General features: G+C 70.3%; 15 protein-coding genes and 1 pseudogene. 11 read left to right on the forward strand and 5 right to left on the reverse strand.

The genetic code is table 11. The features are described from left to right. Positions 1-6 precede the first annotated feature (6 nt). Both CACI_RS38045 and CACI_RS38050 read left to right on the forward strand, forming a co-directional pair. The gene (locus CACI_RS38045; RefSeq protein WP_015796246.1) at positions 7-873 is read left to right on the forward strand and encodes an arylamine N-acetyltransferase family protein; all 867 of its coding nucleotides are present in this window, start codon (positions 7-9) and stop codon (positions 871-873) included. Positions 874-910: 37 nt separating this feature from the next. Beyond that, a complete protein-coding gene (locus tag CACI_RS38050) occupies positions 911-2,185 on the forward strand; it encodes a DUF4132 domain-containing protein (protein WP_015796247.1) in 1,275 nt (424 codons plus the stop codon). 84 nt (positions 2,186-2,269) lie between these two features. Here the strand turns inward: CACI_RS38050 and CACI_RS38055 are convergent, their stop codons facing one another. Together CACI_RS38055 and CACI_RS38060 are read right to left on the reverse strand one after the other, a co-directional pair. Beyond that, a complete protein-coding gene (locus CACI_RS38055; RefSeq protein ID WP_015796248.1) occupies positions 2,270-3,031 on the reverse strand; it encodes an HAD-IIB family hydrolase in 762 nt (253 codons plus the stop codon). Between the two features lie 183 nt (positions 3,032-3,214). Then, a pseudogene (locus tag CACI_RS38060) lies at positions 3,215-4,357 on the reverse strand (NAD(P)-dependent malic enzyme); the annotation flags it as partial. A 384-nt stretch (positions 4,358-4,741) separates the two neighbouring features. Between CACI_RS38060 and CACI_RS38065 the strand changes: the two are divergent. The 4 genes from CACI_RS38065 (at position 4,742) to CACI_RS38080 (ending at position 8,395) form a co-directional block, all read left to right on the forward strand. Beyond that, positions 4,742-5,713, forward strand: a complete 972-nt coding sequence (locus tag CACI_RS38065) for an ABC transporter substrate-binding protein (RefSeq protein WP_015796250.1) — start codon at positions 4,742-4,744, stop codon at positions 5,711-5,713. Between the two features lie 7 nt (positions 5,714-5,720). After that, positions 5,721-6,722, forward strand: a complete 1,002-nt coding sequence (locus CACI_RS38070; protein WP_015796251.1) for an amino acid ABC transporter permease — start codon at positions 5,721-5,723, stop codon at positions 6,720-6,722. Next, a complete protein-coding gene (locus CACI_RS38075; protein WP_015796252.1) occupies positions 6,719-7,513 on the forward strand; it encodes an amino acid ABC transporter ATP-binding protein in 795 nt (264 codons plus the stop codon). The genes CACI_RS38070 and CACI_RS38075 overlap by 4 nt, the downstream gene beginning before the upstream one ends. A 231-nt stretch (positions 7,514-7,744) precedes the next feature. Next, the gene (locus tag CACI_RS38080) at positions 7,745-8,395 is read left to right on the forward strand and encodes a CGNR zinc finger domain-containing protein (RefSeq protein WP_015796253.1); all 651 of its coding nucleotides are present in this window, start codon (positions 7,745-7,747) and stop codon (positions 8,393-8,395) included. A 106-nt stretch (positions 8,396-8,501) separates the two neighbouring features. Here CACI_RS38080 and sodX read toward each other — a convergent pair whose 3' ends face one another. Further along, positions 8,502-8,855, reverse strand: a complete 354-nt coding sequence (gene sodX, locus CACI_RS38085) for a nickel-type superoxide dismutase maturation protease (RefSeq protein WP_223297372.1) — start codon at positions 8,853-8,855, stop codon at positions 8,502-8,504. A 94-nt stretch (positions 8,856-8,949) separates the two neighbouring features. Between sodX and sodN the strand changes: the two genes are divergently transcribed. From sodN to CACI_RS38100, 3 genes are all read left to right on the forward strand, one after another. Further along, on the forward strand, positions 8,950-9,351 hold the full coding sequence (gene sodN, locus CACI_RS38090) for a superoxide dismutase, Ni (protein ID WP_015796255.1): 402 nt from the start codon (positions 8,950-8,952) through the stop codon (positions 9,349-9,351). 275 nt (positions 9,352-9,626) lie between these two features. Beyond that, positions 9,627-10,064 carry an ATP-binding protein gene (locus CACI_RS38095; RefSeq protein ID WP_015796256.1) on the forward strand — a complete coding sequence of 146 codons (438 nt, stop codon included), beginning with the start codon at positions 9,627-9,629 and terminating at the stop codon, positions 10,062-10,064. Further along, positions 10,061-11,146, forward strand: coding sequence for an RNA polymerase sigma factor SigF (locus CACI_RS38100; protein WP_223297373.1), 1,086 nt, complete (start codon positions 10,061-10,063; stop codon positions 11,144-11,146). The genes CACI_RS38095 and CACI_RS38100 overlap by 4 nt, the downstream gene beginning before the upstream one ends. Before the next feature lie 87 nt (positions 11,147-11,233). Here CACI_RS38100 and CACI_RS38105 read toward each other — a convergent pair whose 3' ends face one another. Further along, the gene (locus CACI_RS38105) at positions 11,234-11,716 is read right to left on the reverse strand and encodes a hypothetical protein (protein ID WP_015796258.1); all 483 of its coding nucleotides are present in this window, start codon (positions 11,714-11,716) and stop codon (positions 11,234-11,236) included. A 141-nt stretch (positions 11,717-11,857) separates the two neighbouring features. Here CACI_RS38105 and CACI_RS38110 point away from each other — a divergent pair, with 141 nt between their 5' ends. Then, on the forward strand, positions 11,858-12,790 hold the full coding sequence (locus CACI_RS38110) for a diacylglycerol/lipid kinase family protein (protein ID WP_015796259.1): 933 nt from the start codon (positions 11,858-11,860) through the stop codon (positions 12,788-12,790). Between the two features lie 663 nt (positions 12,791-13,453). Further along, complete coding sequence (locus tag CACI_RS38115; protein WP_015796260.1) at positions 13,454-13,705, forward strand: WhiB family transcriptional regulator; 252 nt, start codon at positions 13,454-13,456, stop codon at positions 13,703-13,705. Between the two features lie 274 nt (positions 13,706-13,979). Here the strand turns inward: CACI_RS38115 and CACI_RS38120 are convergent, their stop codons facing one another. After that, positions 13,980-15,509: a sensor histidine kinase gene (locus CACI_RS38120; RefSeq protein WP_015796261.1), complete on the reverse strand. Its 1,530-nt coding sequence runs from the start codon at positions 15,507-15,509 to the stop codon at positions 13,980-13,982. Positions 15,510-15,513: the final 4 nt, after the last annotated feature.

Genomic DNA, 15,513 nt, shown 5'->3' on the forward strand with positions numbered 1-15,513 from the left:
GTCACCATGGCGAACATAGACGTCCAGGGGTATCTCCGCCGCCTGGGCACGGAGCATCCGGGAAAGCCCACGATCGAGGGCCTTTTCGCGCTGCACCGCGCGCACGTGGAACGTGTGGCGTACACCTCCCTGCAGGTCCATCTCGGCCAGCGCACGACACCGGACCCGTTCGACTCGGCGGCCCGCATCGTGGCCGGCGAGTCCGGGTACTGCTACCACTTGAACGGCGGCTTCGGGGCTCTGCTGGAGACCCTGGGCTACGACGTGACGTGGCACCGCGGCCGGGTCTGGTCGCGGGAGCCGCGCGGGCACGGCCTCGGGCCGGTCGCCGACGAGCCGAACCACATGGTGCTGCTCGTCGAGGCCGAGAACACGCTCTACTACTGCGACGCCGGACTCGGCGACGGTCTGCACGAGCCGCTGCTGTGCGTGCCCGGCGAGACGGCGCAGGGCCCGTACACGTACAAGCTGGAGCGCACCCGGTTCGACAACGGCGCCTCGGGGTGGAGCTTCACCCACGACCCGAAAGCTGACTCCTTCACCGGCATGGTGTTCGAGGAGCGGATCGCGGCGCTGCCGGACTTCGTGGCGCGGCACGAGTGGATGGAAACGAATCCGGAGTCCGGGTTCGTGAAGAACCTCGACGTGTACCGGCGCGACGCGGCCGGCGTCGACCATCTGCGCGGCTGCGTGCTGACCCGCTCGGACGGGACCACGGTCACCAAGCGCGACCTCACCGACTCCGAGGAGTGGTTCGACGCGCTGGCCGACATCTTCGCGCTGCGGCTGCCGGGGATCGGCGACGTGGCGCAGGAGCGGTTGTGGAAGCGGGTGTGGGAGCAGCACGTGGCGTGGTCGGCGGAGCAGGGCTGAGCGGCTTCAGGGGCGGACGGACTTCAGGAGGCCGGCGATGGGGTGGTTTCGGGGGCGGCGGAAGCGGCGCGATGCCGGGACCGCCGGGCCGGCGTCCGGCGCGGCGTCAGACGTTCGACAGGCGTCGGTCGCCGAGGGTCCGGACGCGCACGGCGCGGCGGGCGCGGCCGAATTAGCCGGCGCGCCCTTCGGGCAGGAGCCGTATCCGGCGGCTGGGACATCGGTTCCGGACCGGATCCCGTGGCGCCATCTCGAGGGCGGCGCCTACGAGCGCCTGCTCGGCCCGCTCGCGGACGCCGAGGGTGTCAGTGCCCTGCTGGACTACTGCGCCCTGGATTCGGCGTGGGAGCCCGCCGCGGCGCGTGCCCTGATCGACCGGTCGCCCCCAGCCGGCGCGGCGCTGAACCGGTTGGTCGGCAAGGAAGAACCGCCCCGAGCCGAGTCCGCCGAGTTCGTCGGCCGGGTCGTCAGGGCTCTGTCTCTGCTGCCCGCCGAGGAGGCGGTCCCGCTGTTGGTACGGCTGGCCGAGCAGAAGTCCGGGCTCAGCGCCGCCTCGATGCCGACGGCGCGCGCCGCGGTCCGGGCGCTCGCCGCGGTCCCCGGGGAACTGGTGCCGCCGGCGCTGCACCGGCTGGCTTCCGAATCGCCGTTGGCGGCGTTGCGGAAGGCGGCGTACGCGGAGCTGAAGCGAAGGCTGCACACGCTCTCGGACGCGCCGGAGTGGACCGTCGACACCTTCGGGCTGGACAGCGCGAGCCAGGTGCGGGTTCCCGTGGGACCGCGCCATGTCGCCGTGGTGCGCGTGGCGATCGGCGGGAAGGTCCAGGTCCGCTACCACGAAAGCCAAGGCCGGTCGGCAGGTGACGGCCGCGCGCTGGCCGGGCGGCCCACCGCGGCGACGGTCGACCAGGACGCGGTGCAGGGGGTCACGGCGTTGGCCACCGAGCTGCGGACCGCGATCCGCGCGGCCCGTACGCGGCTGGAGTCGGCGCAGAAGGAGCGCCGCGAGATCCCGGTGGCGGACTGGCTCGAGCACTACATCACGCACCCCGTGACCGGGACTGTGGCCCGGGCCGTGCTGTGGGAGGTGCGGGCCGGCGGTACCGAGACGTGGCGGCTGGGTCTGCCGAAGAAGGTCGAGGAGCGCTGGGGGCTGGTCACCGAAGGCGGCGTGCGGATCGTGCTCCAGGACGGCGACGTGGTGCGGGTCGCCGCCCCGGTGCGGGTGTCCGCGGCGCAGGCGCGCGGCTGGAAACAGGTGCTGGCGCAGGCGAAGGTGCAGCTGGTGCTGAAGCAGATCAAGCCGCTTTGAGGATTCGGGCTCGCCCTGGTCCAGCGGTGTGTCCGGCGGCCGCGCCCGCGGCGTCGGCGAGCTGTCGTGCCCGCCGCTCGCCCGTCAGCTCTCCAGCCAGCCCTGCACGAAGTCCGCGGTGTCCTGCCAGCCCTTCACCGCCACCGAGCGGATGCCCATGGCCTCCACCGGGTGGTCGTTGCCCTGCGGGTCCAGGCGGTCGCCGACGAAGAGGATGTCGTCCATGCCGATGTGCAGCTCGGCCATCAGCTTGCGCATGCCGTGCGCCTTGTCGATGCCCTCGGCGGTGACGTCGATCGAGGTGCTGCCGCCGCTGCGGACCTCCAAGCCGGGCAGGCGCTCGGCGGCCCAGGCGCGCAGCCGCTCCTTCTTCGCGCCGTCCGGGTCCCAGGCGGTCTTCTCGGCCACCGGAGCCTGCTGTCCCAGCGCGGAGAAGGTGATCTGGCTGCCCCGGTCCTCGATGATGTCGCCCCAGGTCTTGTCCTCCCACAGCCCCAGCGTCTTGGCACCCTCGGTCAGCACGCCGACGACCTTGCGCTTGGTGTCCTCCGGCAGATCCTCGGCGTAGATCTCGCGCCAGCCGCCGTCGCGGTGCAGGTAGTAGCGGGTTCCGTTGGTGGGCATCAGGTTCAGCTTGGCCAGCTGCTCGTCCGTGGCGTCCAGACGGTCCAGGACCTGCGTCTGGAACTGCGGGAAGGCGCCGCCGGAGATGATGCAGACCTGCACCTCGTCCAGCAGATCGACCAGCAGGCCGGCCATGCGCGGGGTGATCGCGGTCTTGGATTCGGCCAGGGTGCCGTCGAGATCGAAGGCGAGGACTCGGGCATCAGGATCGTGAGACGTCATGGTTCCACTTCACCGCATCGGCGCCGGGGACGCCATGGCCGGACGGCGCGGGGCGAAACGGGGTCAATCACCCCCGATGGGAATTCCCGCCCCATATCAAGACACCGGTCTCCGGCAGCTCCTGAGCAGCTGCCGGCAACCGGTGTCCGTGAAGCATTCATACAGCCTCGGCCACGGCCACGGCTACAGCCGCGCGACCCCGTCCCGGCGGGCGGCGTCGGCGACGGCCGCGGTGACGGCGGGCGCGACGCGCTCGTCGAACGGGCTCGGGATCACTTTGTCGGGCGCGAGTTCGTCCGCGACCACGGCGGCGAGGGCCTCGGCGGCGGCCAGCTTCATGCCCTCGGTGATGCGGGACGCCCGGACCGACAGGGCTCCGGCGAAGACGCCGGGGAAGGCCAGGACGTTGTTGATCTGGTTGGGGAAGTCCGAGCGGCCGGTGGCCACGACGGCGGCGTACTTGTGCGCGACGTCGGGGTGGATCTCGGGCTGGGGGTTGGCCATCGCCGCGATGATCGCCTCGGGCGCCATCGTGGCGACGTACTCCTCGGGGACGTTGCCGCTGGAGACGCCGATGAAGACGTTCGCGCCGCGCATCGCCTCGGCCAGGCCGCCGGTGAGCCGCGCGCGGTTGGTGATCGCCGCCAGCTCGGTCTTCACCGGGGTCAGGTCGGCGCGGTCCGCCGAGACGATGCCGCGGGAGTCGACCACGGTCAGGTCGCCGATGCCGGCGTCCAGCAGGATCTTGGCGATCGCCACCCCCGCCGCGCCCGCCCCGGAGATCACCGCGCGCAGGTCCGCCAGCGGCCGGTTGACCACCTTGGCGGCGTTGCGCAGGGCGGCCAGCAGCACGATCGCCGTGCCGTGCTGGTCGTCGTGGAAGACCGGGATGTCCAGCCGCTCCTGGAGCCGGCGCTCGACCTCGAAGCAGCGCGGCGCCGAGATGTCCTCCAGGTTGATGCCGCCGAAGCCGGGCGCGAGCCGCACCACGGTCTCCACCAGCTCCTCCACGTCCGTGCAGTCCAGGCAGATCGGGACGGCGTCGACGCCGCCGAACTGCTTGAACAGGACCGCCTTGCCCTCCATGACCGGGAGCGCGGCCAGCGGCCCGATGTCGCCCAGGCCCAGCACGGCGGTGCCGTCGGTGACCACCGCGACGGTGTTCGCCTTCCAGGTGTAGTCCATCGCGAGCTCGGGACGCTCGGCGATGGCGGTGCAGACCTCTGCGACACCCGGCGTGTAGGCCAGCGAGAGGTCGGCGCGGTCCCGGAGCGGGACGGTGGCGCGCACCTCCATCTTCCCGCCGCGGTGCAGGCCGAAGACCGGCGTCTCGCCGCCGGCGGCGGCGCTCGCGGCGGTGTCGTTCTCGAGGGACTGGGTCGGGATGAGCTGCCCTGACATGGCTTACCCCTAGCTGCCGCGAACGGCGTGTTGAGGGAACGGGAAAGAGCGGACCGTGAACCTGTTGAGGGATGAGGGGGAGGTTCGCCGGGCTCGCTTCGCTGCAGTCGGATGATGGTCCGTACCGCGTTCCACGAGCACCGATGGGTCCGTTCGACACTGTCGCACCGACGGCGCGGGGTTCGCCCGTGATGCGATTTTTACATGGCTGCCTATGTTCAACGGCCAATTACCGGTGCAAGGATTCCAGCACCGTACCCCATGGACGTTGCTTGAGCGGGTAATGGATCACCCACAGGAGGAGAACAGATGCGAGCCGGGATAACATCCAGGGCCGTCATATTTGGGGCCGCGGGGATCGCGCTGGTCCTCACCGCGGCGGGCTGCGGAAGCGGCAGCAAGCCGGGAAGCCCTGCCTCGACCGGCAGCACGGCCGCCGGATCGGCGACCTCCGGATCGTCGTCCACCGCCTCCTCCTCGGGTTCGGGCGCCGTCGACAGCGCGGCCGCCGCCCTGGTGCCGGCCGCGATCAAGGGCAAGGGCGTCATCACCATCGCCACCGACCCGAGCTACCCCCCGAACGAGTCCAAGGACCAGAACGGCAATATCGTCGGCTGGGACGTGGACATGGGCAACGCGATCGCCGCGAAGCTGGGCCTGAAGGCGAACTTCACCGAGGTCACCTTCGCCGACATCGTCACCGGCATCTCCACGAACAAGTACGACGCCGGTATGTCGTCCATCACGGACAACAAGACGCGCGAGGGCGTCGACGACTTCGTGACCTACTTCAACGCCGGCACGAAACTGATGGTCCCCAAGGGCAACCCGAAGAACCTGACGGACAACTCCCCGACCGACCTGTCGGTGTGCGGCCTGACGATCGGCGTGGAGAAGGGGACGGTCCAGGAGGACCCGGACATCCCGACCCGCAACAAGGCGTGCGAGGCGGCGGGCAAGCCGGACATCAAGACGCTGTCCCAGGACACCCAGGACCAGATCAACGAGTCGCTGTCCTCGGGCCGCTGCGACGCGGTGCTCGCCGACTCCCCGGTCGTCGACTACTACGCCAAGAGCGGCAACTTCCAGGCCGTCGGCGAGCTGTACTCCGGCGCCCCCTACGGCATCGCCATCTCCAAGAGCAACAACGGGCTCTCGCAGGCCTTCCTGGCCGCGCTGAAGGACCTGGTGGCCGACGGCACGTACCACAAGCTCACCACCCAGTACGGGATCCAGGCCGGCGACTACACGACCCCGGGCCTGAACCAGGCGACGAGCTGAGCCGCGAGTGAGTGAGAACGCTGATCCCTCCGAACCGTACGCGGCGGACGCGGACACCGCGTCCGCCGCGGCGGGAACCCGGCCCGCCGCGATCCGTGCGGTGCCGGTCCGCAGACCCGGCCGGTGGATAGCCGCGGCCGTCCTGCTGGTCCTGCTGGTGATGTTCGGCCACATGTTGGTCTTCAACAAGAACTTCGGCTGGGACCTGGTCAAGCAGTGGCTGTTCTGGCACACCATCGTCCAGGCGGTCCTGGTCACTTTGGAGCTGACCGTCTACGCGATGCTCATCGGCATCGTCGGCGGCGTGCTGCTGGCGGTGATGCGGCTGTCGAGCAATCCGGTGTCCTCCAGTGCCGCGTGGGCCTACACCTGGTTCTTCCGCGGCACACCGGTCCTGGTCCAGCTGCTGTTCTGGAACAACATCGCGGCGCTGGTCGGCCAGGAGGTCGGTTTCGGCATCCCGTTCGGGCCGGAGTTCTTCCACCTGGACACCAACTCCACCATCACCCGGTTCACCGCCGCGGTGCTGGCGCTGGGGCTGAACGAGGCCGCCTACATGTCCGAGATCGTCCGGGCCGGCATCCTGTCGGTGGACGAGGGGCAGAGCGAGGCCGCGGCGTCCCTGGGCATGCGGCGCGCCAAGATCATGCGCCGGATCGTGCTGCCGCAGGCGATGCGGGTGATCATCCCGCCGACCGGCAACGAGACCATCAGCATGCTGAAGACCTCCTCGCTCGCCTCGGTGATCGGCGTGGTGGAACTGACCGACGCCAGCGAGTCCGCGATCCACCTGTACTTCAAGGCGATCCCGTTCTACGTCGTGGCCTCGCTGTGGTACCTGTTCTTCACCACGGTGCTGTCCATCGGCCAGTACTACATCGAGCGGCGCTACGCGCGCGGCTCCAGCCGCGACCTGCCGCCGACGCCCTTCCAAAAGCTGATGAAGGCCAACCTGTCCTTGCGCCGGCGGAGAACCAGCTGGACCGATACGAGGGAGGCACTGCGATGATCGCGGACAGTGTCCCCGAGGCCTACCGCACCCAGGCGGCCGTCGAGATCGACAAGGTCTACAAGTCCTTCGGGCTGGTGGACGTCCTGCTGGGCGTCTCCATGACGGTCCGCGAAGGCGAGGTGGCGTGCCTCATCGGGCCTTCGGGCTCCGGCAAGTCCACGCTGCTGCGCTGCGTGAACCACCTGGAGAAGATCGACGCCGGGCGGATCAGCGTGCACGGCAAGCTCGTCGGCTACCGCGAGAAGAACCACCGGCTGCACGAGATGCACGACCGGGACGTCGCCACCCAGCGGCGCTCGATCGGCATGGTGTTCCAGCGCTTCAACCTCTTCCCGCACAAGACGGCGCTGGAGAACATCATCGAGGCGCCGATCCAGGTGCTCGGCAAGAGCAAGGACGTCGCCCTGGCCGAGGCGCGCGAGCACCTGGAGCGGGTGGGGCTGTCGGACAAGGCCGGCAACTACCCCAGCCAGCTCTCCGGCGGCCAGCAGCAGCGCGTGGCGATCGCCCGCGCGCTGGCCATGCAGCCCGCGCTGATGCTCTTCGACGAGCCGACCTCGGCGCTGGACCCCGAGCTGGTCGGGGACGTGCTGGCGGTGATGCGGACGCTGGCCGAGTCCGGGATGACGATGATCGTGGTGACCCACGAGATGGGCTTCGCCCGCGACGTCGGCGACACCGTGGCCTTCATGGACGGCGGCGTCATCGTGGAGCACGGCGACGCCCGGCAGGTGATCGCCGACCCGCAGCACGCGCGGACCCAGGCTTTCCTGGCCAAGGTGCGCTGAGCGGCTCGGATTTCCCATCCGGCCATTCCGGCCGCGGAACGTTTTTCAAGAGCGTTCCGCGGCCGCCTTTGGACGTTCCCAACAAAGGTCGGATCTGTCGATTGTTGAATCGACGATGAATTGACCCTCGCGCACAGACCCCGAACGGCGTACCGTCATGGCTACTAAACGAGCAGAACGTCGGGCATCGGGCGCCTGACGCTAACTGAAGGCGAACAAGGACAGAAGACCGTGGAACTCGCATCCTACGCAGATCGGGCGGTGTCGCTGGTGAACACCGCCGACCCCTACCGGCACCGGGACACGCTCACCACGTGCGAGCAGGCCAAGGAGCTGCTGGCCCCCGAAGGCAGGTGCCGCGTCACCAACGCCGACGTCGCGGAGCTGCGCGCCATCCGGGACCGGCTCCGCGAGGTCTTCGACGCCGCCGAGTCCGGACGCGTCCCGCGCGCCGTCCAGGTCCTCAACTCCCTGATGAAGCAGTACCCGATCCGCCCCGTGGTCACCGACCACGACGGCGCCTCGTGGCATCTGCACCTGGCCGAGGGCGCGCCGACCATCGCCGCCGTGTACGGCGCGAAGGCCGCCATGGGCCTGGCCGTGCAGGCCACCGAGCTGGGCTTCGACCGGCTCGGGGTGTGCCAGGCCGCGCCGTGCCGCGAGGTGTTCATCGACACCTCGACGAACCGCTCGCGCCGCTACCACTCGGACCGCTGCGCCACCCGCGCCAACGTGGCCGCCTATCGGGCCCGGCGCAAGGAGCAGGCCCGGGTCGCCGGCGAGGCCGAGGCGGCCGCGAACGCGGCGAACGCCCCGGGCACCGCGACCGCCGCCGGCGCCAAGGTGATGGCCGGCGCCGGAAGCGCCGCACCCGGCCGCTGAGGAGTTCCCAGCCCCACTGGGAGCATCAGAGGGCTCCGACGCGCACCGCGTCCCCCAGGCGCGCCTCAGCGGCGCGCGGGGGCATCGCGCTCGCGCGGCGCGGGTTTCAGCGTTTCTTCGGGATCCGGGCGATCCGGGCCGGATCCCGAAGCCGCAGCACGGCCCGGGCCAGGACCGAGTCCTCCGGCACCGCGCCGAACTCGCGCGAGTCCGACGTCACGAACTCGTTGTCGCTCAGGAGCCACCACCCCGCGCCCTCGCGCCGGGCCGCCCGTTTGATGATGAGCAGTTCCCCCGCGCGTGCCGGGTGCCGCGCGACCACGACGTCCCCGGGACGGATCCGCCCCGGGCGCGCGCGCCGGACCAGGACGAAGTCGCCGTCGCGCAGCGCCGGGACCATCGAGGCGCCGGTGACGCGGTGCACGGACCACCCTTTGGCGGCGCGTGGGACAAGTCTCACGAACGCCACCATGCCACGCGTCGGATCAAGGGGGGCAGTAGGGTCGTCTCGTCCGTTGTCCGAGTATCCGGCGCACCAGATAGGGGAACCTGACATGTTCTCGCGGATCTTCTCCCGCACCTCAGCTGTCCACGCTCACTGCGACCTGCCGTGCGGCGTCTACGACCCGGCGCAGGCCCGGATCGAGGCCGAGTCGGTGCTGGCCATCACCAAGAAATACGCCGACAACTCCGACGCGTCCTTCCGCACCCGCGCCATCCTGATCAAGGAGCAGCGCTCCGAGCTGGTCAAGCACCACCTGTGGGTGCTGTGGACCGACTACTTCAAGGCTCCGCACTTCGAGAAGTACCCCCAGCTGAACACGCTGTTCAACGAGGCCACCAAGCTGGCCGGCGCGAGCGGCACCAAGGGCAGCATGGACTCGGCCGTGGCCGAGGAGCTGCTGGCCAAGATCGAGGAGATCTCCAAGATCTTCTGGGAGACCAAGCAGGCCTGATCCGCACCCGGAGCAGCCCCGCGGCGATCAGTGCCGCCCCCGAGCCGTCCGGCGCCGGATTTTCCCCGGCGCGGGACGGCTCGTCCGTACCCCGTTCGGGGTACGTTGAGTGGGAGGGACGAGCACTGAGGGTGCGTCCGGGCCACGCCCGGGCACGCGTTCGGCGTACGATCCGCAGCAGAATGATTCACTCCAGCAGCGGAGGTGTCGTGCATCAGCACTCTGCCCAGCGGACAGCCGTCCCCACAATCGCCTCAACGAGCGCAGGAAGCGGAATGGGACAACAAAACGGTGCCCCGCAGGACTTCGTCGAGGTCCGCATCCCGGCCGAGGGTGCGTACCTGTCGGTGCTGCGCACGGCGACGGCGGGCCTGGCGGCCCGGCTGGACTTCACCTTGGACGAGATCGAGGACCTGCGCATCGCCGTGGACGAGGCGTGCGCGATCCTGCTCACCAAGGCGGTGCCCGGCTCCGGGCTGACGTGCCGGTTCGAGCTGCGCGACGGCGCGCTCGCGGTGGACGTCTCGGTGCCCACGCTGGACGGCAAGACCCCGGCCCGCGACACCTTCGCCTGGACGGTGCTGGCCGCGCTGGCCGGCCAGGTCGACGCGCGCGTCTCCGACGCCGACGGGCCCGACGGCCCGACCGGCGCCGGCATCGGGCAGACCGTCACCATCAGCATGCTCAAGCAGCGCGGCGTGGGAGCTCCGTGAGCGCCGCCGAGGAGATTCCAGTGCGCGCCTTCGAGCCGGACGAGATCCCAGCCGCCCGCCGGGCCGGGTACGGCGAGGGGCAGCGGGGAACGCCCGCGGCCGCCGCCGGGGACGAGGACACGCCGGACGCTCCGGACGCCCCGGACGAGCCCGACACCGAGGCCGAGGACGGCGACTTCGACGAGCCCAGCCTGGAGATCGACGAGCTCGGCGTGGTCTTGGAGCACGACGAGCCGGACACCGAGACCGACGGCGAGACCGCCGCCCCGGCCGCGACGACCTCCTTCCCCCTGCGCCGCCCGCCGCGCCAGGGCGGCCCGCACGCCGAGGCGCACGCCCGCGCCCGCGAACTGTTCGCCCGCCTGAACGAGCTCCCCGAGGGCTCCACCGAGCGCAAGCAGATCCGCGACGAGCTGGTCCAGATGCACCTGCCCCTGGTGGAGCACCTGGCCCGGCGCTTCCGCAACCGCGGCGAGCCGCTGGACGACCTGACCCAGGTGGCGACCATCGGCCTGATCAAGTCCGTCGACCGCTTCGACACCGAGCGCGGCGTGGAGTTCTCCACCTACGCCACACCGACCGTCATCGGCGAGATCAAGCGCCACTTCCGCGACAAGGGCTGGGCGGTCCGCGTCCCCCGCCGCCTCCAGGAGCTCCGGCTGTCGCTGACCAGCGCCACCTCCGAGCTCTCGCAGCGCAACCGCCGCTCCCCCACCGTCGCCGAACTGGCCGAGTACCTCAAGATCTCCGAAGAAGAGGTCCTGGAAGGCCTGGAATCGGCGAACGCCTACTCCACCCTGTCCCTGGACGTCTCCGAAGGCGGCGACGAGGACTCGCCGGCCGTCGCGGACTCCCTCGGCAGCGAGGACGAGGCACTCGAGGGCGTGGAGTACCGGGAGTCGCTCAAGCCGCTCCTGGAGCAGCTGCCGCCGCGCGAGAAGAAGATCCTGCTGCTTCGCTTCTTCGGCAACATGACGCAGTCGCAGATCGCCGAGGAGATCGGCATCTCGCAGATGCACGTCTCCCGCCTGCTGGCGCGGACCCTGGAGCAGCTGCGGGCGCAGCTGCTCGTGGACGAGTGAGCAGCTGACTGGCTGACTGGCCGAACAGCTGAATAGACGACAAAAGAGCGGCGGCCCGATCAGGCCGCCGCTCTTTCGTGTCCGCTCTCAGTCCTCGCGCCAGTGCCGGGTCAGGGCGGCGGTCGAAGCCGGGGTGAACAGGCAGACCAGGCCGACGACCGCGGCGGCGACCGCTGGGACGGCGCCGATCCAGAACTCGGCCTGCACCATGAAGTAGGCGACCCACAGGGCCAGCAGCTGCATCATCAGTGCCGGGGTTCGGGCTCGCATGCTGGCTCGCAGCAGGCCGCGGACGACCAGGGGCAGCGGTATGGCCAGGATCAGGAACGTGATGCCGACCGCGATCGCCTGGCCGCGCTCGCGCGGGGTTCCGACGAAGGCCTCGACCACCAGCCACACCGAGTAGATCAGGGCCACCAGGCTCTCCACCGCGACGACCGCGGCGACGGCCAGGAGCGGACGCGGGAGCTGTTCCGCGGTGTCCGTCGCGGCCGGGGTGTCGGTGATGTCCGGGGTGTCCGGGGCGCCGGGAGCAGTCGGCGCGGCCTGGGGAGTCGGATTGCTCGACATACCCAGGAGGGTAGCAACGCCGGGTCGCGGACAAAGCGGCAGGATTCGCGGGGACCTCCGCCCCGGCGCTGTGACCCGCCCCGACCTGGGACCGGGCGGGTCGCATACCGCAGTCGTAATACGAACCAGTAACGTGTGCGCATGCGCGCGCTCCTGGTCATGAACCCCAAGGCCACCAGCACGACCGAACGTACGCGCGAAGTGCTGGCGCACGCCTTGGCCGGGGAGCTCGACACGGTGATCGGCGAGACCGCGTACCGCGGGCACGCCATGGAGCTGGCGCGGGCCGCCGCGGAGGACGGGGTGGACCTGATCGTCGCGCTCGGCGGCGACGGAACGGTCAACGAGGTCGTGAACGGCATACTGACCGCCGAGCTCCCCGAGGGCGCCGCGCGCTCGGACCTCGGGGTGGTGCCCGGCGGGTCGACGAACGTCTTCGCCCGCGCGCTCGGGCTGCCCAACGATCCGGTGGAGGCCACCGGCGTCCTGCTGGACGCGATCCACGAGAACCGCCGCCGGCCGGTCTCCATGGGCCTGGCCGACGACCGCTACTTCACCTTCACCGCCGGGTACGGCTTCGACGCCGCGGTGGTCGGGATAGTCGAGGAGCGGCGCAGCGCCGGGCACAAGTCGACCGGTTCCCTGTACATCCGTTCGGCGCTCCGGCATTACTGGAACGGCCTGGACCGGCGCAATCCGCCGATCGGCATGAGGCTCGGCGACGGGACCGAGATACCGCGGCTGTTCATGGCCATCGTGACCAACACCTCGCCCTGGACGTATCTCGGCAACAAGCCGATCGTGATCACCCCGGATTCCTCGTTCGAGGACGGTCTGGACATGTTCGGCGTCACCGGGATGTCCGGCCGGGCCGCGCTGCGGATAGTGCGCCAGATGTTCACCTCCGCCGACAAGCTCGTCCGCGGGAAGAATGTCACCGTCCACCACGACCTGACGGAATTCACGCTCACCGCCCAAGTGCCGACCGACTTCCAGGTCGACGGGGACCACTTGGGGCTGCGCGAAAGTGTGACGTTCCGCGCGATTCGCGACGCGCTGCGCGTCGCGATGTGATGACATGGAGTCACGGACGGTCGGGCAGGCTCCGGTGTCGCCGAGGATTCACAGGTACTAGTTCGCTCTAGTGCCTTTGGACTAGTCATCGGCACCTCGTTACCCCCTTGGAAGGCAAGGTGTGAGCGAGGAGACACCCTGCAATCCAAAAACATCGGACCAACCTCTTGTGCACCGGCCGGAACCCCTGACACCCTTTATGCAGGCACCTGTCGCCAGGATCACCCGGCCGGTGCGGTTGGACACAAGGGAAGAGCGGCGCGGATCACACCCGGGTCGCGGTTCTCCCTTTGCGTCAAGCCTTCGTCCGCGGAGCGCGCCAGCGATCTCCGCCGAGGCCAACTGCCCAGTAATACGAGTGGTCCCGGCCGTCGGGGGTACTAGTGAAAGCGTTCACATTCACAAAGTGGGCGCCGAGCGGGGACCCAGGCGGCGGCCGTCCAGTGGCGGGCCCGGCGCCAGACAGGTAGAGCCGTACAGAAGACGTACAACAGCAGGGCCCACAGTGACCGGACACCCGCGTCCGGCGTTGTGGCAGTAACACCCGGCACATCCGGACGCGTCAGGACCCGCCAGGGCCGTGGGGGACCTGGTCGAGTCGCCGCATCCCGTGCCGGCACCGCACGCACACACGTACACCACGAAACCGAAGGAGTGGACCCCATGGACTGGCGCCACCGCGCTGCCTGCCGTGACGAGGACCCAGAGCTCTTCTTCCCGATCGGGAACACCGGGCCCGCACTGCTGCAGATCGAAGATGCCAAGGCTGTATGCCGCCGTTGCGACGTGGTCGACCAGTGCCTGCAGTGGGCGCTGGAGAGCGGCCAGGACGCCGGCGTGTGGGGCGGGATGAGCGAGGACGAGCGCCGCGCGCTCAAGCGCCGCGCCGCCCGGGCCCGCAGCCGGATGGCCTGACCAGGCATCCGCACGTCCCGTATCCGGCAAGCTCTCGTACGACCGCACGACAGCTTCACACGACGACTTCATCAGCACATGTGAACGTATCTCCGTGCTGCGGCGTTCTTGGACCGCAGTACGGACACCGAAACCGAGCGGCCCATGGGCCGCTCTGTTGGTTTTCCCGGGGTCTTCTCCGGTGCTTCCACCTCTAGCGTAGCGGAGTTCTGTTACCACTCTGTCGCGCCCCCGGGTAGCCCCTCCCGTCGTAGCCTTTCTCGTCCCAGGGCCCTCATGTGCCCGGCTCCGCGGGCACCTCGCCGACTTCCACGTCCAGAACGGCCACCGCGCCGCGGCCGCCGGGCGCGGGCCTGAGGTCGAAGGTGCCCTTCAGATCACCGTGCACGAGTGTTCTGACGATCTGAAGTCCGAGGTTCCCGGCCGTGGCGGCGTCGAAACCCGGCGGGAGCCCGTTTCCGTCGTCGGTCACGACCACGCACAGCCGGGGTCCGTGCCGGTGCGCCTCGACCTGCAGCGATCCCCCCTGGTCGGCCAGACCGTGCTCCAGGGAGTTCTGCAGCACCTCGGTCAGGACCATGGACAGCGGGGTGGCGATCTGCGCCGGCAGGACGCCGAAGCGGCCGGTGCGCTGAGCACGCACGGTGACGCCGCCGGGCCCGCCCGGGCCGCCCGCGCCGACGTCCACCACCATGGCCAGCACCCGGTCGGCGATCTCGTCGAAGTCGACGCGCTCGTCCAGGGTCTGCGACAGCGTCTCGTGGACCAGGGCGATCGAGCCCACCCGGCGGACCGCCTCCTCCAACGCGGCGCGGCCGGTGCCGTCCTCGATGCGCCGGGCCTGCAAGCGCAGCAGCGCGGCCACGGTCTGCAGGTTGTTCTTCACCCGGTGGTGGATCTCCCGGATCGTCGCGTCCTTGCTGATCAGCTCGCGCTCGCGGCGGCGCAGCTCGGTGACGTCGTGGACCAGGACCAGCGCGCCGGTGCGCTCGCCCTGCGGCCGCAGCGGGATGGCGCGCAGCTGGACCACGGTGCCGTTGCCCTCGACCTCGGCCTCGCGCGGCTTGCGGCCGGAGGCCACGACCTCCAGCGCCTCCTCCATCGCGCCCTGGACCGGCGCCAGGGTGGCGGTCAGGGCGCCGAGGTGCTCCCCCACCATGTCGGCGGCGTAGCCGAGCCGGTGGTAGGCGGACAGCGCGTTCGGGCTGGCGTAGACCACGGCGCCGTCGGCGTCCAGCCGGATCACGCCGTCGCCGACGCGCGGGGAGTTGTCCTGCTGCTCCCGCGACTCCGGGTAGGGGAATATCCCCTCGGCGATCATCCGCGCGAGGTCCGCCGCGGTCTGCAGGTAGGTCAGCTCCAGCCGGCTCGGGGTGCGGGCGGCGAGCAGGTTGGTGTTGCGCGAGATCACCGCGATGACCCGGTCCCCGCGGCGCACCGGGATCGCCTCGACCCGGACCGGCACGTCCTCGCGCCACTCCGGGTCGCCCTCGCGCCGGATCCGCCCGGAGTCGATCGCCAAGTCCAGCATCGGCCGCTGGCCGCGCCGTATCGTCGAGCCGACCAGGTCGGCGGTGTAGCAGGTGGGACCGGTGTTCGGGCGCATCTGCGCGACCGCCACGTAGCCGGGCTCGGTCAGCGGCGCCTGGCCGGGGTCGGCGCCGTCCTCCGTCCGCAGCGGCGCCCACAGCACCAGGTCGGCGAACGACAGGTCGGCCAGCAGCTGCCAGTCGCCGATCAGCAGGTGCAGCCAGTCCAGATCGGCCTCGTCGAGGTCGGTGCGCGTGTGGATCAGGTCGTTCATGGAC

Source organism: Catenulispora acidiphila DSM 44928, from assembly GCF_000024025.1.
Taxonomy (GTDB): domain Bacteria; phylum Actinomycetota; class Actinomycetes; order Streptomycetales; family Catenulisporaceae; genus Catenulispora; species Catenulispora acidiphila.

Bases quoted from the DNA above. Each gene is read 5' to 3' on its own strand.
- CACI_RS38120 (WP_015796261.1), bottom strand. From the start codon at position 15,509: ATGAACGACCTGATCCACACGCGCACCGACCTCGACGAGGCCGATCTG.
- CACI_RS38045 (WP_015796246.1), top strand. From the start codon at position 7: ATGGCGAACATAGACGTCCAGGGGTATCTCCGCCGCCTGGGCACGGAG.
- CACI_RS38115 (WP_015796260.1), top strand. From the start codon at position 13,454: ATGGACTGGCGCCACCGCGCTGCCTGCCGTGACGAGGACCCAGAGCTC.
- CACI_RS38075 (WP_015796252.1), top strand. From the start codon at position 6,719: ATGATCGCGGACAGTGTCCCCGAGGCCTACCGCACCCAGGCGGCCGTC.
- CACI_RS38110 (WP_015796259.1), top strand. From the start codon at position 11,858: ATGCGCGCGCTCCTGGTCATGAACCCCAAGGCCACCAGCACGACCGAA.
- CACI_RS38105 (WP_015796258.1), bottom strand. From the start codon at position 11,716: ATGTCGAGCAATCCGACTCCCCAGGCCGCGCCGACTGCTCCCGGCGCC.
- CACI_RS38065 (WP_015796250.1), top strand. From the start codon at position 4,742: ATGCGAGCCGGGATAACATCCAGGGCCGTCATATTTGGGGCCGCGGGG.
- CACI_RS38050 (WP_015796247.1), top strand. From the start codon at position 911: ATGGGGTGGTTTCGGGGGCGGCGGAAGCGGCGCGATGCCGGGACCGCC.
- sodN (WP_015796255.1), top strand. From the start codon at position 8,950: ATGTTCTCGCGGATCTTCTCCCGCACCTCAGCTGTCCACGCTCACTGC.
- CACI_RS38095 (WP_015796256.1), top strand. From the start codon at position 9,627: ATGGGACAACAAAACGGTGCCCCGCAGGACTTCGTCGAGGTCCGCATC.
- CACI_RS38055 (WP_015796248.1), bottom strand. From the start codon at position 3,031: ATGACGTCTCACGATCCTGATGCCCGAGTCCTCGCCTTCGATCTCGAC.